Below are 21,926 nucleotides of genomic sequence, written 5' to 3'. Positions count from 1 at the left end.
CCCTGGCAAGGCTGGCCGTGTGACCCAGCAGCCCACACCCGAGACTTGGCGTCGCGTCGACGCCTACTTCAGCGAGACGCTCGTCGGCCACGACGAGGCCCTCGAGTCGGCCGTCGCCGATCAGAACGCGGCGGGACTTCCGGCGATCGAGGTCGCCCCGGTCAACGGCAAATTCCTGCACCTGCTCGCACGGATGAGCGGGGCGCGCCGCGTGCTCGAGATCGGCACGCTCGGCGGCTACTCGACGATCTGGCTCGCGCGCGCGGTCCCCGACGACGGACGCGTCGTGACGATCGAGGCGGAGCCGCGCATCGCCGAGGTCGCGCGCAAGAACTTCGACCGTGCCGGCGTCGCGCACAGAATCGACGTGCGCGTCGGGCGCGGTGAGCACGTGCTGCCGACGCTCGTGGACGAGGAGCCGTTCGACTTCGTGTTCATCGACGCCGACAAGGAGTCCAACACGCTCTACCTCGACTGGGCCGCGCGCCTCGGGCACCCCGGAACGGTCGTCGTCGTCGACAACGTGGGCCGCGGGGGAGAGGTCGCGAATCCCGCGACGACGGTGTCCAACGTGATCGGCACGCAGCGCGCACTCGAGATGCTCGGGCGCGATCCGCGCTTCGATGCGACGGCGCTGCAGACCCTCGACGCGAAGGGGTGGGACGGCGTCGCGATCGCGCTCGTCACGGGCGAAGGCGACAGATGACGGATGCCTCTGGCAGCCGCTTCCGCGGTCACTAGACTCGGGGGCGGACCGACGGCGCTCCGCAGAACCACCCTCCACGAAACAAGGAGTCCCCTGTGGCACTTATCGAGGCAGTCAACGCGCGCGAGATCCTGGATTCGCGCGGCAACCCGACCGTCGAGGTGGAGGTGCTCCTCGACGACGGCATCGTGCAGCGCGCCGCCGTGCCCTCGGGCGCGTCGACGGGGGCGTTCGAGGCGTACGAGCTGCGTGACGGCGACAAGGGCCGCTATGGCGGCAAGGGCGTGCTGAAGGCCGTCGCCTCGGTCGTCGACGAGCTCGGACCCGCCGTCGAGGGCGTCGAGGCGAGCGAGCAGCGCATCGTCGACGAGATCCTCATCGAGGCGGACGGCAGCGAGAACAAGTCGCGCGCGGGTGCGAACGCGATCCTCGGCGTCTCGCTCGCCGTCGCGAAGGCCGCCGCCGACAGCGCGGATCTGCCCCTCTTCCGGTACCTGGGCGGCCCCAATGCGCACGTTTTGCCCGTCCCGCTCTTCAACGTCATCAACGGGGGCGAGCACGCCGACAACGGCATCGACTTCCAGGAGTTCTTCCTCGCGCCCATCGGCGCCGACACCTACCGTGAATCGCTGCGCTGGGGCACCGAGGTGTACCACGTCCTCAAGGGAGAGCTGAAGGCCGCGGGCTTCGCGACCGGCCTGGGCGACGAGGGCGGCTTCGCGCCCGACCTCCCCAGTAACCGCGAGGGCCTCGACTTCCTCATCCAGGCGATCGAGAAGGCGGGCTTCACCCCCGGCAAGGACATCGCGGTGGGCCTCGACGTCGCGGCGACCGAGTTCTTCGACGACGGCGTGTACACGGTCGAGGGCAAGGCCTGGTCGGCCGAGAAGCTCACCGACTACTTCGCGGATCTCGTCGACAGTTACCCCATCGTCACGATCGAGGACGCCCTCGCCGAGGACGACTGGGACGCGTGGAAGGCGCTCACCGACAAGATCGGCTCGAAGGTGCAGCTCGTCGGCGACGACCTGTTCGTCACCAACCCGACGCGCCTGCAGAAGGGCATCGACCTCGGCGTCGCGAACGCGCTCCTGGTCAAGGTGAACCAGATCGGCACGCTCTCCGAGACGCTCGATGCGATCGCGCTCGCCACGCAGAACGGCTACCGCTCGATGCTTTCGCACCGTTCGGGCGAGACGGAGGACACCACGATCGCCGACCTCTCGGTCGCGGTGAACTGCGGCCAGATCAAGACCGGCGCGCCCGCTCGCAGCGAGCGCGTCGCGAAGTACAACCAGCTCCTGCGCATCGAGGAGGAGCTCGGCGACGCCGCCGTGTTCGCCGGCCGCTCGGCGTTCCCGCGCTTCAAGGGCTGAGTCGCCGACATCCGTCCAGAGGAGGGCTGCGCAGCGCATCACGCCGCGCAGCCCTCCCATTTCACGCGTCGGCGATGCCAGATTAGAACGCATGAAGTACCTCGTTCTGATCGCCCTGACCGTGGTCCTTCCGATCATCTTCGGAGTCTCCGAAGCGGTGAGCACGGGCGGCGACGCCATCCTGATCCTCGGCAAGTGGTGGGTGTTCTGGGGCATCGGCGCGCGACTGGCCGGCGCCGGGGTCATGCAGCTGCTGAACCCCTCGTTCACGACCAAGATCCTCGGCACGGCGCAGCCGACAGGATCGGAGCTGCAGGTCGTGCGCGAACTGGGCGCGGCGAACCTCGGCATGGGCCTGGCCGGACTCCTCGCGCTCGTGCAGGACTGGTTCGTGCCGGCCGGTCTCGCCGGGGGCGTCTTCCTGCTCATCGCGGGCATCATGCACGTCGCCAAGCGAGGCAAGGGCGCGTACGAGACGCTCGCCACGTGGACCGACCTGCTCGTCGCCGTCGTGTACGCGGTGTCGGCGGTGTGGTTCACGATCCACACACTGAGCTGACGCACGCGGCCCGCGCCCCCGGCTCGCGACACTCGGCGCCCGGGCGGCATCCGCTGCGCGCGCTCCACGTACGATCGAGGAGCAGCCTCGCGAGGATCGCGAACGTGTCGTAGGGGGGATCGTCCACTGTGAAGACGACGGCTCCGCCTTCCCGCCCCGTCGGGACGCGCCGTGCGCCTCGAAAGCCCGTCGACGTGCGGGCGTGGCTCGGCGGCATCCGCTTCTCGGGTTTCATGGCGATCATGCTCGGCCTCGTCGTGCTCGCCGCGTTCGTGCTCGTGCCCACGGTCGGCACGTACGTCGATCAGCGCCAGCAGATCGCGGCTCTGCAGCAGGCGGTGCAGGCCACCGAGGAGGAGGTCGCCGCGCTCGAGACGCAGCGCGACCGGTTCGACGACCCCGCCTACATCACCGCGCAGGCCCGGGAGCGGCTCTACTACGTGCGTCCGGGCGAGGTCGTGTACCTCGTCGACAACGACCTTCCCGATGAGCTCCTCCCGCGTGAGCAGGAGCCCGTGAGCGACGACGTCGAGGTCACGCGCGCCGACTGGATGGCGCAGTTCGTGCGGACGCTCACCGAGGCCGGCATCGCGCAGACCGTCGCCCCGATCACGATCGGCGTGCCCGACAAGCCCGATCCCGATGAGACGGATGCCACGCCCGCGCCCTGACCTCGGGTGACCCCTGTCCTCGCCAGCGTCCGCTCAGCCCGGAACGGTACCCTGGGCGCCGTGACCACGCCGCCGTTCCCGCCCGTGTCCGAGGTCGACCTCGACGTGCTCCGCGAGCAGCTGGGCCGGCCCGCGCGCGGCGTCGTGGGCATCGCCGCGCGGTGCGTGTGCGGCAACCCGACCGTGGTGGCGACCGCGCCGCGACTGCCCGACGGCACGCCTTTTCCGACGTTCTACTACCTCACGCACCCGGCGGCCACGGCGGCCATGTCGGCGCTCGAGGCCGACCACGTCATGCGCGAGCTGAACGACGAGCTCGCCGAAGACGAAGAGCTGCGCGCCCGCTACCGGGCCGCGCACGAGGCGTACCTGCGCGATCGCGCGCACTTCGGCGAGGTTCCCGAGATCGAGGGCATCTCGGCGGGAGGCATGCCGACGCGCGTCAAGTGCCTGCACGCGGTCGCCGGCCACGCGCTCGCGGCCGGTCCGGGGGTGAATCCCATCGGCGACCGCGCGCTCGAGCTCGCACCGTGGTCGCCCGACCGCTGCGTCTGCGCGACGCCCGGACCGAACCTGGGCGGGGCCGCGTGACACGCTCGACGCGCGTCATGGCGCGCGCGGCGGCCGCGGTCGTCGCGCTCGCGGTGCTGGTCGCGCCGTCCGCGGCGGCCGGGGCATCGACGGATGCCGCGGCGTCCGTCATGGGCTCCACCGCAGGTCTCCACGCTGTCGCCCCGCCGACGGAGACCCCCGAGGCGGACGCCGAGGACCCGGTCCGCGCCGCGGAGTACTGGCTCGACGACTACGGCATCCGCGAGGCGTGGGCGACCACGCGCGGTGCGGGCGTGCGCATCGCGATCATCGACACGGGTATCGGGCGCGGCCCGGTCGAGTTCCAGGGCGCCGTCGTGGGCGGCACGGATGTGTCGGGCGTCGGCACGGATGACGGACGCACGCCCATCGGCGCGGTCGACGCGAGCCACGGCAGCTGGGTCGCCTCGCTCGCGGCGGGGCGGGGGACGGGCCCCGACACGGGCATGATCGGCGTCGCCCCCGAGGCCGAGCTGCTGTCCATCTCGGTCGGGTTCGGGGCGTCCGCACCCGTTCCGTTCACGGAGCAGATCGCGGAGGCCATGGTGTGGGCCGTCGACCACGGCGCCGACATCATCAACCTCTCACTCACCACGAACACACCCGACTGGGACCGCAGCTGGGACGACGCTTTCCTCTACGCGTACGAGAACGACGTCGTGGTCGTCGTCGCGGCGGGGAACAGGGGGAGCGGCACGACGCGCGTCGGCGCCCCGGCGACGATCCCCGGCGTGCTGACGGTCGGCGGCGTCGATCCCGCGGGCCGCGCCAGCGTCAACGCCTCGACGCAGGGCATCACGATCGGGGTGTCGGCGCCGAGCGAGGACCTGCTCGGCGTCTCGGCCGACGGACGGCTCGTGCAGTGGGACGGCACGAGCGGCGCGGCCCCGATCGTGGCGGGCATCGCGGCGCTCGTGCGGGCGGCGCATCCGGACCTCGACGCGGCGAACGTCATCAACCGCATCATCCGCACGGCGCGCCCGCCGGCCGGCGATCGCGACCTGCCCGATCTGCTCTACGGGTACGGGCTCGTCGACGCAGCGGCGGCTGTGTCGGCCAACGTGCCGCGCGTGTCGGAGAATCCGATGGGCAGCCTGGAGGAGTGGATCCGGCTGTACCGGCGCGCCGAGGCGACGCCCGCCCCGACGCCCACCGAGGCGGTCGTGACGGTGCCGCCGCTGCCCTCGGCGGACGAGGCGCCGCCCGAGACGTCACCGCTGCTGCCGTCGTCCGATACGCTCCTCTACGGCACCCTGCCGCTGCTGGGTGTGACTGCCGCGGGTATACTTGTTGCGCTCGGCGTCACCGCAGCTGTCCGACGCATCCGTATGGCGTCCCGGACGCCACGCCGCTGACTCAGGAGGAGTTCTCCCCACCGTGACGAACACCGTGCCCAAGATCCTCATCGTCGGTGGCGGCTACGCAGGCTTCTACACGGCGTGGAAGCTCGAGAAGCATCTCCGCAAGGGCGAGGCAGAGGTCACCATCGTCGACCCGCTGCCGTACATGACCTACCAGCCGTTCCTCCCCGAGGTCGCGGCCGGTTCGATCGAGGCCCGTCACTCTGTGGTCGCCCTGCGCCGTCACCTCAAGCGCACGAACGTGCTCGCCGCGAAAGTCACCGGCATCGAGCACGCCCGCAAGGTCGCGACGATCACCCCGATCGCGGGCGACCCGTTCGAGTTCGAGTACGACCACATCGTCGTGACCGCCGGTTCCGTGTCGCGCACGTTCCCGATCCCGGGCATCGCCGACAACGCGATCGGCCTCAAGACGATCGAAGAGGCCGTCGCGATCCGCGACCGCCTCATGTCGAACTTCGACAAGGCGTCGGTGCTCCCTCCCGGTCCCGAGCGCGACCGGCTGCTCACGACGGTCGTCATCGGCGGCGGCTTCGCGGGCATCGAGGTGTTCGCCGAGCTGCGCTCGCTCGCGTCGGCGCTCGTCTCGAGCTACCCGGAGCTCTCGTTCGAAGACACGCATTTCCACCTCATCGAGGCGATGGGCCGCATCATGCCCGAGGTCTCGCTCAAGACGAGCGAATGGGTTCTGAAAGATCTCGCGAAGCGCGGTGCCATGGTGCACCTCGACACGCAGGTCACCGGCGCGGTCGACGGCAACGTCGAGCTGTCGACGGGCGAGGTCATCCCGAGCGACCTCATCATCTGGACCGCGGGCGTCATGGCGAACCCGACCGTCGTGCGCGGCAGCGACCTCCCCGTCGAGGAGCGCGGCCGCATCCTGACGCGCGCCGACCTGCGCGTCGGCACCGACGAAGAGATCGTGCAGGGCGCGTGGGCGGCCGGCGACGTCTCGGCGGTGCCCGACCTCTCGGGCGGCGGCGTCGGCGGCTACTGCGTGCCGAACGCCCAGCACGCGGTGCGCCAGGCGAAGCTCCTCGCGAAGAACCTCACGGCGGTGCTCCGCGGCGAGCTGCCGCGCGAGTACTACCACAAGAACCTCGGCGCGGTGGCAGGCCTCGGCCTCTACAACGGCGTGTTCCAGTCCGGCAACCTCGCACTGAAGGGCTTCGTGGCGTGGCTCGCCCACCGCGGCTACCACGGCCTCGCGATGCCGTCGTGGGAGCGCAAGTGGCGCGTGCTGTGGGGCTGGTGGAACAACCTGTGGCTGGGTCGCGATCTCGTGAACCTCTCCACGGTGCAGAACCCGCGCTACGTGTTCGAGGAATACGCCGCGCGTCCGCGCCCGCAGGTCGTCGCAAACCCGGCCGACGACAAGCCGGCGAAGAAGGCGGCGAAGGGCGAGAAGGTCGCCGCGTCGCGCTGAGCGCGCGCATCCGTCTCTCTCATCGGCACCGCCCGCTTCGCACTAAGGTGAGCACGTCGCCGTGATCCGGCGCGCCCCCGTAGCCCAACCGGCAGAGGCAGGCGGCTTAAACCCGCTCCAGTCTGGGTTCGAATCCCAGCGGGGGCACGCGTTCATGCGGCTCGAGGGACGGGAGGATCGATGATGGGCGACGAGACCACCGCTTCCGGGACGATCGCGGCCGTCGTGTCGCGCGCCGGCGGCTCGATCGACGGGCCGGAGAGCCTTGTGGATGCGACCATCCCGGCGCCCGGCGACCCGACCGGGCACGACCTGCTCGTGGACGTGAGAGCCGTCTCGGTGAATCCGGTCGACGTCAAGAGGCGTGCCGCGGGAGCCGCGGGTCAGGAACGCGTCCTGGGGTGGGACGCCGCCGGCACCGTCGTCGCGGTGGGCGACGAGGTCACCCTCTTCCAGCCCGGAGATGAGGTCTTCTACGCGGGAAGCATCGACCGGCCCGGCTCCTACGCTCGTCGACAGCTCGTCGACGAGCGCATCGTCGGCCGCAAGCCCACGACCCTCGACTTCGCTCACGCCGCGGCTCTGCCGCTCACATCGCTGACCGCGTGGGAGGCGCTGTTCGACAAGCTCCGCTTCGATGCCGAGTCGACCGGATCGATGCTCGTGCTCGGCGCCGCGGGGGGAGTGGGCTCGATCCTCATCCAACTCGTCAAAGAGCTCACGGGCGTCCGCGTGCTCGCGACGGCATCTCGCCCCGAGTCACGTCAATGGGTCGAGTCTCTCGGCGCCGACGTGATCCTCGATCATCACGCCCCCGACTTCGAGCAGCAGATCCTCGATGCCGCTCCCGTCGGCGTGGACTACGTGTTCACGGCACAGAGCAGGGGCCGCATCCCCCTCTTCACGAAGGTCGTGCGCCCGTTCGGGCAGATCGTCGCGATCGACGACGAACGCGACCTCGACCTTTTCGCGCTGAAGGACAAGGCGATCTCGTGGCACTGGGAGGCGATGTTCGCACGGTCTCGACACAACTGGGACCCCATCGCGCAGCACCGAATCCTCGAGAGCATCGCCGAGCTCATCGAAGCCGGCCGCCTCCGCTCGACGCTCACCCGGACGCTGTCGCCGGTGAACGCCGCGAACCTGCGTGAGGCGCATCGCATCATCGAGTCCGGACGCGCGGTGGGCAAGATCGTCGTGGCGCAGCCCGACTGAACCGCGAGAGTCGGCGCACCGAGCTCAGTGCGCTCGCGGAGCCGCCCCGTAGAGCGCGTGGTCGACGAGCCGCGGCACGAGCGTCTCGTCGAAGGGCACCTTGAGCACGAGCAGCCGGTGATAGCAGGCGCCCCACAGCTGGTCGACGATCACGTCGAGGTCGGCGTCCTCGCGCAGCTGCCCCTCCTGCTGGGCCTCTTGCAGGCGCACGCGTGCGAGCTCGCGACGCGGTTGCGCGTACAGCTCCGCCCATGCGCGGGCGACCTCGGGGTCGATCTGCGCCGCTCCGATCAGCTCTGAGACCGGGGCGGCCGCACCTTCTACGGTGATCCATCGCACGAACGCGGTGAGCTGCGCGATGAGGTCCGCACGGATGTCGCCCGTGTCGGGGAACGTCAACACGGGTGCGCTCTCGGCGAAGTACGCCTCTGCGGCCAGGACACCGGGGGAGGGCCACCACTTGTAGAGCGTGACCTTGCTCGCGCCCGACTCGCGGGCGACCCGGTCGAACGTCACCGCCCGAAGACCCTCGTGCAGCAGCAGGTGACCCGCTGCGGCGAGCACCTCGGCGCGAACCTCGGCGGCGGGTCGCCGACCGCGACCGCGTCGTGGACGGGCCGGAACCTCTTCTTCGGTCATGCGCGCTCCCGCGTTCGCTGTATGTGAACCAGATGTACATTTCGGAACATCGGACGTAATGTACATGTTGTTCATATGGTAGCGAAAGGACCAGATATGACCAGCACCAACGACCGTGTCGCGATCGTGACCGGAGGTTCCGGAGGGATCGGCCGCGCCTCCGCGCTTCGACTCGCCTCCGACGGGGTCGCGGTCGTCGTGCACTTCCACGGCAACAAGGCGCGCGCCGACGAGACCGTCGCCGCGATCACCGCGCAGGGCGGCCGCGCCATCGCCGTCGGCGGTGACATCGCCGAGGAGCAGACAGCCGCAGAGCTGTTCGACGCGGCGGAGCGCGAGTTCGGCGGCGTCGACGTGCTCGTCCACACCGCCGGCATCATGCCGCTCTCGCCGATCGCCCAGCTCGATCTCGACGAGTTCGACCGCATCCACCGCGTCAACGTGCGCGGCACGTTCGTCGTCGACAAGCTCGCAGCCCAGCGCATCCGCCCGGGCGGGGCGATCATCAACTTCTCCACGTCGATCACGCGGCTGCAGGCGCCGACCTACGGCGCATACGCCGCGTCCAAGGGCGCCGTCGAGGCCATCGCGCTGATTCTCGCGCGCGAGCTGCGCGGGCGCGACATCACCGTCAACACGGTCGCCCCCGGTCCCACCGCGACGCCGCTGTTCCTCGACGGCAAGAGCCCCGAGCTCATCGAGCAGATCGCACGCAACAACCCGTTCGAGCGGCTGGGCACGCCCGAGGACATCGCCGAGACGGTCGCGTTCCTCGCCGGACCCGCGCGCTGGATCAATGGGCAGACCATCTTCGTCAACGGCGGCGCCGCGTAGGGCCGCATCCGCCGAGAAGCAGACATGCGAACCCTCCATCACCGCACATCGATGCGCGCGAGCGTCGCGGCAGCGGCCCTCGTGAGCCTCAGCCTCGCCCTCGCGGGCTGCACCATCGGGGCATCCGTTTCACCCACCACACCGCGGCCGCAGGCCACCGCCGGTGCGGACCCGACTCCTCGACCCGGATCCATCGCGTCACTCGGCGAACCCGAGGAGCTGACGACGGGACTCGAGGCCCCGTGGGGACTCACGTTCCTCCCCGACGGGTCGGCGCTGGTTTCGGAGCGCATCAGCGGCCGCATCCTGCGCATCCCCGCCGGCGGCGGCGAGGCCGAGCCGGTCGGCATCGTCCCCGGAGTGGAGGTCTCGTCCGAGGGCGGTCTGCTGGGCATCGTCGCGTCACCGGAGTTCGCCGCGGACCGCACCGTCTTCGCATCCGTCTCGGGCGCCGATCAGAACCGGATCGTCGCGCTCACGATCGACGAAGACTTCGGTTCGCTCACGCTCGACCGCATGCTGCTCGACGGCATCCAGACCGCCGACCGGCATCACGGCGGCCGACTCGCGATCGGGCCCGACGGTCACCTGTGGATCGGGACCGGCGACGCGTTCGAACCCGAGAACGCCGCGACCGACGACTCGCTCAACGGCAAGATCCTGCGGATCGCGACCGACGGATCCGTTCCGGAAGACAATCCGGATGCCTCGCCGATCTACTCGAGCGGTCATCGCAACGTGCAGGGGCTCGCGTTCGGACCAGACGGCACCGCGTACGCGTCGGAGCTCGGCCACCGCACGTGGGACGAAGTGAACGTCCTGCGGCCGGGCGAGGACTACGGGTGGCCCGAGACCGAGGGCATCGCCGGCGACACGGGCATGCCTCCGATCGCGACGCTCCACCCCGACGACGCGAGCCCCTCGGGCATGGCGTACGCCGCGGGTTCCCTGTGGATCGGCGCGCTCGGCGGTCAGCGGCTGTGGCAGCTGCCGGTGGACGGCGGCACCGCGATCGCCGACCCGATCGAGCACTTCGTCGGCGAGTACGGGCGCATCCGCACGGTCGAGGTGGCGCCCGATGGTGCGCTGTGGCTCATCACGTCGAACACCGACCGCGCCACGTGGGGCGGCACCGACCCGCGACCCGGCGACGATCGCATCCTGCGCGTCCCCATCGTGCGGGCCGGGGCGTGAGCGGGTGCCCGGGCGTCGCGGCACGCCCGGGCACCGCCGCCGAATCGGAATCCGATCGCTCATCGCCCTAGGCTGGGGCCATGTGCTCGCATCCGAAGCGGCGACGATGACGCTGGATCTGCTTTCCGCACCAGAGGCGACGCAGCCGTGGGGCGATGCCGCGGCCTATTGGCGATCGATGACGGATGCCGTCGCCGACGTCTCCGGCCCGGTCGCGGCGATCAACGTGTCGGCGCTGCGCTTCAACGCACTCGACATGGTCGTCCGCTCCGCCGGGGTTCCGATTCGCGTCGCGAGCAAATCCGTGCGCGTGCGCGAGGTCATCGACGCGACGCTCGACATCGCCGGCTACCGCGGGATCCTCGCGTTCACGCTGCCCGAGGCGCTGTGGCTCGCCGAGACGCACGACGACGTCGTGCTCGGCTACCCGACGGCCGACCGCGCCGCGATCGCCGCCCTGACCACCGACGAGGACGCCGCAGAACGCGTCACGCTCATGGTCGACGACCTCGCCCAGCTCGACCTCGTCGACGCGGTCGCCCCGCCCGGGGAGCGCCCCGAGATCCGGGTCGCGATCGAGGCGGATGCGTCGTGGCGCGCACCTGGTCTGGGCCACATCGGTGTGCGGCGGTCGCCCCTGCACGGTCCCGCCGACGTCGCCAACCTTGCTCGCGCGATCGCCGCGCGGCCGGGATTCCGGCTCGTCGGGCTCATGATGTACGAGGCGCAGATCGCCGGACAGGGCGACGCCACGGGATCGGGTGACGCCGTCGTCCGGTGGATGCAGCGCCGCTCCGCACACGAGCTGCTCGAGCGTCGCGCGGCCGTCGTGGCAGCGCTGCGCGACATCGCGCCGCTGGAGTTCGTGAACGGCGGCGGGACGGGCTCGCTGGAGCTCACGGCATCCGATCAGTCCGTCACCGAGGTGACCGCCGGAAGCGGCCTGCTCGCCGGGCACCTGTTCGACGGCTATCGCGCGTTCGACCCGGCGCCCGCGGCGGCGTTCGCGCTCGAGGTCGTGCGAAAGCCCGCGTCCGACATCGCGACGGTGCTCGGCGGCGGATGGATCGCGTCGGGACCGGCGCTCGCGTCGCGTCAGCCGAAGCCGGTGTGGCCCGCGGGACTCGCGACGCTGCCGCGCGAGGCGGCCGGCGAGGTGCAGACGCCGCTGCATGGCGAGGCTGCGCGGGATCTGCGGGTCGGGGACCGTGTGTGGTTCCGGCACGCGAAGAGCGGCGAGCTCGCGGAGCGCGTCGATCGATACCTACTCGTGGACGACGGTGCGGTCGTCGGGGAGGTTCCGACCTATCGAGGAGAGGGCAAGACGTTCCTGTGACACGACTCGGCGGTGCATGGCAGAACTGGGCGCGATCGGTGTCGATCCGTCCCCAGCGCATCGAGTTCCCCCGGACGGTGGGAGCGGTGCGGCGCGCGGTGCAGTCCGCGGCGGCGCGCGGGCTGCGCGTCAAGGCGGTCGGCTCGGGGCACAGCTTCACCGCGATCGCCGCGGCCCCGGGGGTGCTCCTCGATCTCACCGACCTCTCCGGAATCGTCGACGTCGACCGCGAACGGTCGCGCGTGCGCCTGCTCGCGGGCACCCGCCTCCACCGGATCCCGTCGCTTCTGGCCCCGTACGGGCTCGCGATGCAGAACCTCGGCGACATCGACCGTCAGTCGATCTCGGGCGCCATCTCGACGGGGACCCACGGAACGGGCGCTCGCTTCGGCGGCATCGCGACGCAGGTCGTGGGGGCAACGCTCGTGACCGCCGACGGCGAGCTTCTCACCGTCGATGAGAACGAGAACCCCGAGCTGCTGCCCGCCGTCGCCCTCGGGCTGGGCGCCCTCGGGGTGCTCGTCGACGTCACGATCCAGTGCGTGCCCGCGTTCGTACTGCACGCCGTCGAGCGCCCCGAGCCCCTGGGCGACGTGCTCGATTCGCTCGACGAGCGGGCCGAGGGATCCGATCACTTCGAGTTCTACTGGTTCCCGCACACCGAGCGGGCCATGACCAAGACCAACACGCGCCTGCCCGAGAGCGCACCGCGGCATCCGCTGTCGCCCGTGGGCAAATGGGTCGACGACACGCTCGTCGGGAGCGCGCTGCACCAGGTGGCGTGCAGCGTGGCGCGGATGCTGCCTGCCACCGTGCCCGCGATCAACGGCACGTCCGTGCGCGTGTGGGGCGATCGCGAGTTCACCGACCTGTCGCACCGCGTGTTCGCGACGAGCCGCACCGTGCGGTTCCGCGAGATGGAGTATGCGCTTCCGGCGGAGAAGGTCCGGTCCGCGTTCGACGCGCTGCGGGTGCTGATCGACGAGCGCGGCTGGCGCATCTCGTTCCCCGTCGAGGTGAGGTTCGCCGCAGCCGACCAGCTCTGGATGTCGACCGCGCACGGCCGCGACAGCGGCTACATCGCGGTGCACCGCTATTGGCGCGAGGACCCGACGGAGTACTTCGAGGCGGTCGAGGAGATCATGGTCGCCCACGGCGGCCGTCCGCACTGGGGCAAGATGCACACTCTCGATGCGGGAGTGCTGCGCGAGCGCTACCCGCGCTTCGACGACTTCGTCGGACTGCGCGACCGGCTCGACCCGAACCGCATGTTCCAGAACGCGTATCTCGAACGCGTGCTCGGTGAGTAACGTCTGGGAGTAACGGTCCGGGCCCGGTGGCGACGGGGACACGCCGCTAGGATGACGGTGATACGAACGGAGTCACAGGTATGTGGGAATGGCTGATCCCGGTTCTCATCGTGGTCGCGCTCGTCGTCATCGTCGGAATCTACCTGTGGGCGACGTACAACTCGCTCGTGCAGCTGAACGTCCGGGTCGATGAGGCATGGAGCGACATCACGGTCCAGCTCAAGCGAAGGGCCGATCTGCTCCCGAACCTCATCGAGGCGGTCAAGGGCTACGCGGCGCATGAGAAGGCGGTCTTCGAGAACGTCACGCGAGCGCGCGCCGAGACGCTGAGTGCGTCCGGACCGGCCGAGGCGGGAGTCGCAGAAGGGCACATGCAGCAGGCGCTCAAATCGCTGTTCGCCGTGGCGGAGGCCTACCCGCAGCTGCAGGCGAGCCAGAACTTCCTCCAGCTGCAGCAGGCGATCGTCGACACCGAAGACAAGATCCAGGCATCGCGTCGGTTCTACAACGGCGGCGTGCGCGAGCTGAACACGAAGATCAAGGTCTTCCCGAACAACCTGTTCGCGCGCAACCTCGGCTTCCACGAGCGGGAGTTCTTCGAGGTGGTCGACGGCGCCGCCATCTCGGAGCCGCCGCGCGTCCAGTTCTGACGCGTGTACTCCGCGATAGCCCGCAACAAGCGGAACACGTGGTTCATCCTCATCGCGTTCATCCTGCTGCTGGGCGCGATCGGCCTGCTCGCGGGCTGGCTGATGAACAACAACTGGTGGGTGACGGCGTTCGTCCTGATCTTCGCCGCGGGCTACGCGGCGTTCCAGTACTTCTTCGCTGACCGTGAGGCGATCGCGATGTCGGGCGCGGTCGAAGTCGGCCGCGAGGACGCGCCGCGCTACTACCGGCTCGTCGAGAACCTGTGCATCACGACGGGCACGCCGATGCCCAAGCTGTACGTCGTCGACGATCCGGCGCCGAATGCGTTCGCCATGGGGCGCAAGCCCGAAGAGGCGTCCATCACGGTGACCACGGGCCTCTTCGAGCTCATGACCGACCGCGAGCTCGAGGGCGTCCTCGCGCATGAGCTGGGGCATATCCGCAATTACGACATCCGGGTGTCGCTCATCGTGTTCGGCCTCGTCGTCGCCGTCGGGATCCTCGCCGACATCCTCCTGCGCGTCGCGTTCTTCGGCGGCGGCCGCCGGGGCGGCAACAACCAGGCGCAGATCATCTTCCTGCTGTTCGGCGTGGTCGCGGCGATCGTGGCGCCGCTGCTCGCCGGGGTCGTGCAGGCGGCGATCTCGCGACAGCGCGAATACCTCGCGGATGCCACGAGCGCCATGACCACGCGCGACCCGGACGGGCTCGCATCGGCGCTCGCGAAGCTCGAGCAGTACGGTCGACCCTTGCGGAGGGCCAACACCTCGATGGCGCACCTGTGGATCTCGGACCCGCTGCGGCCCGGTGCGCTGTCGCGCCTGTTCGCGACGCATCCGCCGATCCCGCAGAGGATCGAGCGCCTGCAGACCATGGGCGGTCGCTTCTGACCGTTGCGTCCGCGTCGGATGCCCGCGCTAGGGTCGCGGGATGACTCATCGTCTGTCGCGTGACGAGGCCCGCCGCATCGCGATCCGGGCCCAGCTGCTGACGGCCGAGCGGCCCGCGGGCATCGTCGAGACGATCGACGCGCTGACCATCGTCAACATCGAGCCCACCGCCGCGATCGCGCCGAGCGCCGACCACGTCCTGTGGAGCCGGCTCGGGTGGCCGTACGACCCCGCAGATCTGGCACGCCTCGTCGAAGAGGACCGTGCGATCTTCGAGTGGGGCGGCTTCTATCGCACGATGGCCGATCTGCCCCTGCTCATCCCCGAGATGCGCAAACGACCGCAATCACGCGAAGCGCGTGAGTGGCTCGCGGCGAACGACCGGTTCCGCCGCGACATCCTCGACCGGCTGCGCGCCGACGGCCCGCTTCGTCCGGCCGACATCCCCGACACGGCGCAGGTCTCGTGGCGCTCTTCCGGCTGGACGAACAACCGCAACACGCTCCAGATGCTCGAGATGCTCGTGCTGCGCGGCGACGTCGCGATCTCGGGACGCGACGCGAAGGGACGCCTCTTCGACCTGGCCGAGCGCGTGTACCCCGCCGATGTGCCCGAGCTCTCCGACGAAGAAGCGGCGCGCGAGCGCGCCGAGCGGCGCCTCGGATCGCTCGGCATCGCGCGTGCGCGCAGCGTGAGCCAGCCCATCGAGCCCATCGACGTCGGCACGGTCGGCGAGGAGGCGGTCATCGACGGCATCGACGGCCGCTGGCGCCTCGACCCGGCGGCGCTCGACGGCCTCGACGATGTGACGCCCCGTACCGCGCTCCTCTCCCCCTTCGATCGGCTCGTGTTCGACCGCAAGCGGCTCGAGGAGCTGTTCGGCTACGAGTACCTGCTCGAGATGTACAAGCCCGCCGCCAAGCGGCGGTGGGGCTACTTCGCGCTCCCGATCCTGCACGGGGATCGGTTCGTCGGGAAGCTCGACGCGAAGGCCGACCGCAAGGCGGGTGTGCTGCGCGTCAACGCGATCCACGAGGACGAGCCGTTCACGGCCGAGATCGCCGAGGGCGTGCAGGCCGAGATCCGCGATCTCGCGCGGTGGCTGGGGCTCGAGGTGCAGGGCGTCGCCGTCGCGTGATCAGCCGACGGCGAGCACCATCTCGTCGCCTTCGAACGACACCGTTCCGCGCAGCGCCCAGTCGTCGGCGCGGTACGTGAACGACGCCGTGGCTCCGTCGCGCGTCGTGCCCGTCGCTGTGGCGACCACGACGCCCCCGGTCGCGTCGAACGCCGTCGCCTCGGGGGAGAGGGTGAGCTGCGGCATCCGCTCTATGCGGAACGCGATCGAATCGAGGGTCGCGAGATCCGCTGCCCACGGCACGCGCAGGCCGCAGCTGGCCGGCACAGCGTCGGCGAGCTCGGCACACGCCCGCGCGTACTCTTCGACCTGCGCCTGCGCGCGCTCGGTCGCCTGAGGCGAGACGGATGCCTCGACCACCGCGTCCGCGGTGTCGCCCGGCAGCACGACGACGATCGTCTCGCCCTCCAGCAGCCCGCGTGGGGCGGGCGCGACCGCGTACTGCGCCGGGAGAAGCGGGTACGGCTCTCCCGCCGGGAAGACGACGTCGCCGACGGCGACCGAGTCCCCGATCGTCGTCGTGGCCGCCAGCGTGCCGAGGGCGTCGAGGTCGATCCGCCAGCCGTCGGGCGTCTCGACGAGTCCGAAGGCGGCGTCGCGCGGCTCATCCGCGAGTTCGAACCTCACCTCGGCGCGCGCCGAGCCTTCGTCGCCCGCCGACACGCTCTCGATCGTCCACGACTCGAGCGTCGCGGCGGCAGCGTCATAGGCGTCGGCGATGTCGGCCGCATCCGCTTCATGATCGACGACGAGCTCCACCGCTCGTGTGCCGTCACGTGCTTCGAGGGCTGCGAGGAACTCGCGCGCGACATCCTCCGGCCCCGTGGGGGCGCTCGGCCGCGCAAGTACCCACCACAGCGTCGCGCTCGCGGCGACGGCGACGACCGCGCCGGCGGCGATGCCGATGACGGCTCCTCGTGTCACGCCTCAACGCTAGCGGTCGGCTCATCGGGTGCGAGCGCCACAGTCTCGCGCAGGCCCGCTTCATGGCGCGACGCCTCGGGAAGCACCCTCGTGAGGTCGTCGGTCGCGTCGCCCCACCGCGAGACCGAGATGGACTCGAGGCCCTGCCACCGCGCCGCCGCGCGCAGCTCGTCGGCGAGGCGCTCGGCCGCGTGGTCGGGTGCGCCATGCTCCCACCATGCCGACTGGACGAGCAGCGTCGACGCGGCCCGGTCGGCCTTCAGATCGACGCGGCCCACGAGGTCGTCGCCCACGAGCACGGGCAGCGAGTAGTACCCGTATCGCCGCTTGGGCGCCGGCGTGTAGATCTCGATGCGGTACTCGAATCCGAACAGGCGCTCGGCGCGATCGCGGAACCACACGACCGGATCGAACGGGGTGAGGATCGCCGTCGCGTCGACGCCGCGCGGGATCGTCGCGTCACGGTGGAGCCACGCCTTGGCCGGTCGCCCCGCAGTCATCCATCCTTCGACCGTCACGGGCGTGAGCTCGCCCGCGTCTTCGAGGTCGCGGATCGAGGCGACGACGCGGGGGCGGTCGCGGATGCGCCAGTAGTCGGCGATGTCGGATGCTGTGGCGACCCCGTACGCACGCGCGGCGCGGCGCACGAGCTCGCGGATCGCGTCGTCGCGCGGCACCGACCACTCGAGCGCTGCGCGCGGGAGGACGTCGGCGGCGAGCCCGTACGTGCGCTCGAACCCCCGTCGGCCCGCGATCGCCACCTCGCCGAACATCCACAGGTGCTCGAGCGCCTCCTTGACCACATCCCAGTCCCACCACGGCCCGCGCGCCTTGCGCTTCGCGCCTCGCTCGATCTGGGCGGGACGCAGAGGCCCGCGCGCGGCGAGCTCGGAGCGGACCCACTCGACGGTCTCGCGGTTGCGCGCGAACCAGGTGTCGTCGCCGCCGTACTTCGCGCGCATGTCGTCCATGCGGAACCGGAACAGCCCCCAATCCTCGGCGGGGATGAAGGCCGCGACGTGTGCCAAGTACTCGACGTACGGAGCGCGGCGGGAGAACAGGAGCCGGTCGAGGGCTTTCTGGTCGTACGGGCCGAGCCGGGAGAACAGCGGAAGGTAGTGCGACCGCGCGAAGACGTTGACCGAGTCGATCTGCAGCGTGTGCATCCGTCGCAGTGTCGTGTTGAGCAGGCGCGTGCCGGGCGCCTCGGGACGCGCGCGTTTGAAGCCCTGCGCGGCGAGGGCGACGCGGCGCGCCTCAGAGGCGCTCAGGGAGCCGTTCACCCGCGTCAGCCTAGACCCCGGCTCCGACACGACTTCGGGCGCCTCACGCACCGGACACGCGCCCGCGCGCCCGTAGACTGGCGGGATGAGCGGCCCAGACGACAAGGCCCGCGGAGGGATCTTCGACGCGATCCGCGACCGCAGCCGGGTGGTTTCCACAGAGCTGTCGCCGACCATTCCACGCGGGCTCCGCATCGCGACCGCGTACTCCTGGCGCTTCCTCGTCGTCGCCGCGGCGATCGGCGTGGGCATATGGCTCGTGATCCAGCTGCGGCTCCTGGTCGTCCCCCTGCTCATCGCGATCCTCGTGACGGCCCTCCTCTGGCCGGCGTTCTCCTGGATGCTGCGTCACCGCGTGCCGAAGTGGCTCGCGATCGTCATCGTCGTCGTCGGGACGCTCGCGGTCGTCACCGGCCTGCTGTGGCTGGCCGTGTGGCAGATCACGCGCCAGTGGTCCGACGTGCAGGTGCGCACGATCGAGGCGACCGAGCAGCTCCGGCAGTACCTGATCGACGGCCCCCTGCATCTCACAGCCGAGCAGATCGACGACCTGCTCGCGCAGGCGGGCGCGCTCATCCAGGAGCAGGCCGAGCTGCTGTGGTCCGGCGCCCTCGCGATCGGCTCGACCGTCGGGCACGTGGCCACGGGCACCCTGCTCGCCCTGTTCATCCTGCTGACGCTCCTCGCCGACGGCCCCGGCATCTGGCGCTGGACCCTGCGGCTCTTCCCGCAGAAGGCGCGCCCCGCGGCCGACGCCTCCGCACGCGCGGGCTGGGTCACCGTCGTCAACTACGCGCGCACGCAGCTCCTCGTCGCGACGATCGACGCGATCGGCATCGGGCTCGGCGCCTTCCTGCTCGGCGTCCCGCTCGCGATCCCGATCGGCGTGCTCGTGTTCCTCGGCGCGTTCGTGCCGATCGTGGGTGCGGTCGTGACCGGAGCGCTCGCGGTGTTCCTCGCCCTCGTCTACAACGGCCCCTGGATCGCGCTGTGGATGCTCGTCGTCGTGCTCGGTGTGCAGCAGCTCGAAGGCCACGTGCTGCAGCCCCTGCTCATGGGCTCGGCCGTCAAGGTGCATCCGCTCGCCGTCGTGCTCGTGGTCGCCGGCGGCGCCCTCATCGCGGGCATCCCCGGAGCCCTGTTCGCGGTGCCGCTCGCGGCCTTCATCAACGTCGTCGCCGTCAACATCTCGCGCCGGACATGGCAGACCGGTGAGAGACCACCGCCGGCCGATCTGATCTGGAGCACGGTCCCACGCACGAGGAGGAAGCCCGCTTGACCACGCCCACCCTGGCGGAGTTCGAGGGCGCCGCCGCATCACTGGCGGGCGTCGTCTCGCACACGCCGCTGGACGCATCCCTTCACCTGACCGAGCTCATGGGCGTGCCCGTCCACCTCAAGCTCGAGAACCTGCAGCGCACCGGGTCGTTCAAGATCCGCGGGGCGATGTACCGGCTCTCGCGACTGACCCCCGAGGAGCGGGCGCGCGGCGTCGTAGCGGCCTCGGCCGGCAACCATGCGCAGGGCGTCGCGTTCGCCGCGCAGGCGCTCGGCATCCCCGCGACGATCTTCATGCCGCTGGGAGTGCCGGTGCCCAAGCTCCTCGCGACGCGCGGCTACGGGGCGGACGTCGTGCTCGAGGGCACGGCGGTCGAGACGCCGCTGAGACTCGCGGCCGAGTTCGCGGAGCGCACCGGCGCCGTCCTCATCCCCCCGTTCGACCATCGCGACATCATCGTCGGACAGGGCACGCTCGCGCTCGAGATCATGGACGACATCCCCGACGTCGAGACGATCGTCGTGGGCGTCGGCGGCGGCGGCCTCATCGCGGGCGTCGCGGCGGCCGCCAAGGCTCGGGCCGCGGCATCCGGAAGATCCGTCCGGATCATCGGCGTCCAGGCCGAGAACTCGGCCGCGTACCCGCCCTCGCTCGCGGAGGGCCGGCCGGTCCAGATCGAGACGACGCCGACGATCGCCGACGGCATCGCCGTCGCGCGGCCGGGCGACATCCCGTTCGAGATCATCCGCGAGCTCGTCGACGACGTCGTCACGGTGAGCGACGACGACATCGCGAGGGCCATCGTGATGCTCCTCGAGCGCGCGAAGCAGGTGGTCGAGCCGGCGGGCGCCGCGGGCGTCGCCGCGATCCTCTCGGGCAAGGTCGAGGCGTCCGGACCGACGGTGTCGATCCTCTCGGGCGGCAACATCGACCCGCTGCTGCTGCAGCGCGTCGTGGCGCACGGGCTCGCGGCATCCGGTCGGTACATGACGCTGCGGATCCCGCTGCCCGACCGGCCCGGTCAGCTCGCACGCGTGTCGGAGCTGCTCGCCCACGCCGGCGCGAACGTGATCGAAGTGCTGCACACGCGCCACGGACAGGGGCTGCAGATCAGCGAGGTGATCCTTCAGCTGAGCGTCGAGACGCGTGGCGAGGAGCACCGCGCCCACGTCATCGCCGTGCTCGAGGAGGCCGGCTTCACCCCGACCGTGGTGCCCGACTAGGTGTGATGTCCAGGCAGGTTGTTGAGTCTGCTGATGGGTGGTCCGCCGATGGCGGAGTGGATCCGATGATGATTGTAGAAGTGCAACCATCCGGGGAGTGCGGCGCGGCGCTCGGTCTCTGAGGTATAGAAGCGCGCGTAGGCCCATCCGTCAGCCAGGGTGCGGTGCAGGCGCTCGATCTTTCCGTTGGTCTGTGGCCGGTAGGGTCGGGTGCGTTTGTGGCGGATCCCAAGTCCGGCGCAGGCGTCTCGCCAAGCGTGGGATCGGTAGGCCGATCCGTTGTCGGAGAGCACGCGCTCGACGGTGACTCCGCGGTCGGCGAACCAGGCGACGGCGCGTTCGAGCACGCCGATCGCGGTGACGGCCTTCTCATCTGGGCAGATCTCGATGTAGGCGACGCGGGAGTGGTCGTCGATCACGGTGTGCAGGAACGCGGTGCCGATGAGAGGGCGGTAGTGGTGGCCGCGTTCTCCGGTCCGGATCGCTTGGTCGCGTGCGTTGGCTTTACTCTGTTGCCGGCTGAGGAACTTGTGCCCGCCGCCGTCGGGGATGTTGCCGAACTTGGTGACGTCGACGTGGATCAGCGACCCCGGGTGCGGATGTTCGTAACGTCGGATCGGCTCCCCGGTGACGCGGTCGATATGGCTGAGCCGGTTGATCCGCGACCGCACGAGCACGGCGTGAACAGTTGACGCCGGCACTCCGAGCTCCCCGCCGATCTGCACCGGTCCAAGGCGTCGCCGCCATCGAAGTCGGACGATTCGTTTGACGACGTCGGGCGGCGTCCTGGTCGGCATCGACCGTGGTCGACTGGAGCGATCCGCCATCCCCGCGGCGCCTTCTGCCCGATACCGGGCCGCCCATTTGCGGGCGGTCACGGGCGAGACCATGAACATCTTGGCCGCGACGATCACCGGCCATCGATCATCGACCACGAGCCGCGCTAACCGAAGTCGAGCGCGCGGAGTCAGAGCAGCGTTAGCGTGGGACACGAAGGCCTCCTGAGTGCGTGAAGCGGTTCCTAGACAGCTCCACTCTCGCAACGGGAGGCCTTCGCCCGTCAGCAGATCACACGCGATTCACGCAACAACGTCCCTGGACATCACACCTAGTCGGCGTCCCCGTCCGAACCCACCGGCGGAACCGGGATCTCGATCGAGGTCACACCTGCCGCGGCATCCGGGATCACCAGCGCATCGACCGCGGGCGCGGCGTCGCCCAGCTGCTCGGCGGGCGTCGGCTCGACGGGCTCGGACGGGAGTCCCGCCCACTGCTCGTTGTGCTCCGGTCGCTGCGTGAACAGGCCCATGCGTCAACGAT

General features: G+C 70.5%; 22 protein-coding genes and 1 tRNA gene. 18 read left to right on the top strand and 5 right to left on the bottom strand.

What is annotated here, in order from left to right:
* Window positions 1-19 precede the first annotated feature (19 nt).
* The 9 genes from VNR19_RS07730 (at window position 20) to VNR19_RS07690 (ending at window position 7,905) form a co-directional block, all read left to right on the top strand.
* The gene (locus VNR19_RS07730; protein ID WP_325725504.1) at window positions 20-706 is read left to right on the top strand and encodes an O-methyltransferase; all 687 of its coding nucleotides are present in this window, start codon (window positions 20-22) and stop codon (window positions 704-706) included.
* 95 nt (window positions 707-801) lie between these two features.
* Complete coding sequence (gene eno, locus VNR19_RS07725) at window positions 802-2,082, top strand: phosphopyruvate hydratase (protein WP_325725502.1); 1,281 nt, start codon at window positions 802-804, stop codon at window positions 2,080-2,082.
* Window positions 2,083-2,173: 91 nt separating this feature from the next.
* On the top strand, window positions 2,174-2,641 hold the full coding sequence (locus VNR19_RS07720; RefSeq protein WP_325725501.1) for a DUF6790 family protein: 468 nt from the start codon (window positions 2,174-2,176) through the stop codon (window positions 2,639-2,641).
* Window positions 2,642-2,769: 128 nt separating this feature from the next.
* Window positions 2,770-3,312 carry an FtsB family cell division protein gene (locus VNR19_RS07715; RefSeq protein ID WP_325725500.1) on the top strand — a complete coding sequence of 181 codons (543 nt, stop codon included), beginning with the start codon at window positions 2,770-2,772 and terminating at the stop codon, window positions 3,310-3,312.
* Window positions 3,313-3,372: 60 nt separating this feature from the next.
* Entirely contained in the window at window positions 3,373-3,903 is a 531-nt protein-coding gene (locus VNR19_RS07710) for a DUF501 domain-containing protein (RefSeq protein WP_325725498.1), read from the top strand.
* Window positions 3,904-4,013: 110 nt separating this feature from the next.
* Window positions 4,014-5,258 (top strand): S8 family serine peptidase, encoded by a 1,245-nt coding sequence (locus tag VNR19_RS07705; RefSeq protein ID WP_414684131.1) that lies wholly within the window; start codon window positions 4,014-4,016, stop codon window positions 5,256-5,258.
* 34 nt (window positions 5,259-5,292) lie between these two features.
* On the top strand, window positions 5,293-6,690 hold the full coding sequence (locus tag VNR19_RS07700) for an NAD(P)/FAD-dependent oxidoreductase (protein WP_325725587.1): 1,398 nt from the start codon (window positions 5,293-5,295) through the stop codon (window positions 6,688-6,690).
* A 73-nt stretch (window positions 6,691-6,763) separates the two neighbouring features.
* Window positions 6,764-6,837: transfer RNA gene (locus VNR19_RS07695), tRNA-Leu, on the top strand.
* 36 nt (window positions 6,838-6,873) lie between these two features.
* Window positions 6,874-7,905: a zinc-binding alcohol dehydrogenase family protein gene (locus tag VNR19_RS07690; protein ID WP_325725494.1), complete on the top strand. Its 1,032-nt coding sequence runs from the start codon at window positions 6,874-6,876 to the stop codon at window positions 7,903-7,905.
* 24 nt (window positions 7,906-7,929) lie between these two features.
* Here VNR19_RS07690 and VNR19_RS07685 read toward each other — a convergent pair whose 3' ends face one another.
* Complete coding sequence (locus VNR19_RS07685) at window positions 7,930-8,544, bottom strand: TetR/AcrR family transcriptional regulator (RefSeq protein ID WP_325725492.1); 615 nt, start codon at window positions 8,542-8,544, stop codon at window positions 7,930-7,932.
* A 96-nt stretch (window positions 8,545-8,640) separates the two neighbouring features.
* On the opposite strand from VNR19_RS07685, the gene VNR19_RS07680 reads away from it, so the two are divergent.
* From VNR19_RS07680 to VNR19_RS07650, 7 genes are all read left to right on the top strand, one after another.
* A complete protein-coding gene (locus tag VNR19_RS07680) occupies window positions 8,641-9,378 on the top strand; it encodes an SDR family oxidoreductase (protein ID WP_325725490.1) in 738 nt (245 codons plus the stop codon).
* A 24-nt stretch (window positions 9,379-9,402) separates the two neighbouring features.
* Window positions 9,403-10,572 (top strand): PQQ-dependent sugar dehydrogenase, encoded by a 1,170-nt coding sequence (locus tag VNR19_RS07675; protein ID WP_325725488.1) that lies wholly within the window; start codon window positions 9,403-9,405, stop codon window positions 10,570-10,572.
* A 106-nt stretch (window positions 10,573-10,678) separates the two neighbouring features.
* Window positions 10,679-11,908 (top strand): alanine racemase, encoded by a 1,230-nt coding sequence (locus VNR19_RS07670; protein WP_325725585.1) that lies wholly within the window; start codon window positions 10,679-10,681, stop codon window positions 11,906-11,908.
* Entirely contained in the window at window positions 11,905-13,218 is a 1,314-nt protein-coding gene (locus tag VNR19_RS07665) for a D-arabinono-1,4-lactone oxidase (RefSeq protein ID WP_325725486.1), read from the top strand. The genes VNR19_RS07670 and VNR19_RS07665 overlap by 4 nt, the downstream gene beginning before the upstream one ends.
* An 80-nt stretch (window positions 13,219-13,298) precedes the next feature.
* Complete coding sequence (locus tag VNR19_RS07660; protein ID WP_325725485.1) at window positions 13,299-13,868, top strand: LemA family protein; 570 nt, start codon at window positions 13,299-13,301, stop codon at window positions 13,866-13,868.
* Between the two features lie 3 nt (window positions 13,869-13,871).
* Window positions 13,872-14,759: a M48 family metallopeptidase gene (locus VNR19_RS07655; protein WP_325725483.1), complete on the top strand. Its 888-nt coding sequence runs from the start codon at window positions 13,872-13,874 to the stop codon at window positions 14,757-14,759.
* 40 nt (window positions 14,760-14,799) lie between these two features.
* The gene (locus VNR19_RS07650) at window positions 14,800-15,897 is read left to right on the top strand and encodes a DNA glycosylase AlkZ-like family protein (RefSeq protein WP_325725481.1); all 1,098 of its coding nucleotides are present in this window, start codon (window positions 14,800-14,802) and stop codon (window positions 15,895-15,897) included.
* Here the strand turns inward: VNR19_RS07650 and VNR19_RS07645 are convergent, their stop codons facing one another.
* Window positions 15,898-16,821, bottom strand: a complete 924-nt coding sequence (locus VNR19_RS07645; RefSeq protein ID WP_325725479.1) for a hypothetical protein — start codon at window positions 16,819-16,821, stop codon at window positions 15,898-15,900.
* Entirely contained in the window at window positions 16,818-18,104 is a 1,287-nt protein-coding gene (locus tag VNR19_RS07640; RefSeq protein WP_325725476.1) for a winged helix-turn-helix domain-containing protein, read from the bottom strand. Before VNR19_RS07640 ends, VNR19_RS07645 begins: the two co-directional genes overlap by 4 nt.
* An 85-nt stretch (window positions 18,105-18,189) precedes the next feature.
* Between VNR19_RS07640 and VNR19_RS07635 the strand changes: the two genes are divergently transcribed.
* Together VNR19_RS07635 and ilvA are read left to right on the top strand one after the other, a co-directional pair.
* Window positions 18,190-19,383: an AI-2E family transporter gene (locus VNR19_RS07635; RefSeq protein ID WP_325725474.1), complete on the top strand. Its 1,194-nt coding sequence runs from the start codon at window positions 18,190-18,192 to the stop codon at window positions 19,381-19,383.
* On the top strand, window positions 19,380-20,606 hold the full coding sequence (ilvA, locus tag VNR19_RS07630) for a threonine ammonia-lyase (RefSeq protein ID WP_325725472.1): 1,227 nt from the start codon (window positions 19,380-19,382) through the stop codon (window positions 20,604-20,606). Before VNR19_RS07635 ends, ilvA begins: the two co-directional genes overlap by 4 nt.
* Here ilvA and VNR19_RS07625 read toward each other — a convergent pair.
* On the bottom strand, window positions 20,603-21,598 hold the full coding sequence (locus tag VNR19_RS07625) for an IS481 family transposase (protein ID WP_325725470.1): 996 nt from the start codon (window positions 21,596-21,598) through the stop codon (window positions 20,603-20,605). The two genes, ilvA and VNR19_RS07625, sit on opposite strands and share 4 nt — an antisense overlap.
* A 116-nt stretch (window positions 21,599-21,714) precedes the next feature.
* Window positions 21,715-21,915: a hypothetical protein gene (locus VNR19_RS07620; protein WP_325725468.1), complete on the bottom strand. Its 201-nt coding sequence runs from the start codon at window positions 21,913-21,915 to the stop codon at window positions 21,715-21,717.
* Between the last annotated feature and the right edge of the window lie 11 nt (window positions 21,916-21,926).

Source organism: Microbacterium sp., from assembly GCF_035556355.1.
Classification (GTDB): domain Bacteria; phylum Actinomycetota; class Actinomycetes; order Actinomycetales; family Microbacteriaceae; genus Microbacterium.
The sequence above is the reverse complement of the archived record's forward strand: the minus strand, read 5'-3'. Positions and strand labels throughout refer to the sequence as shown.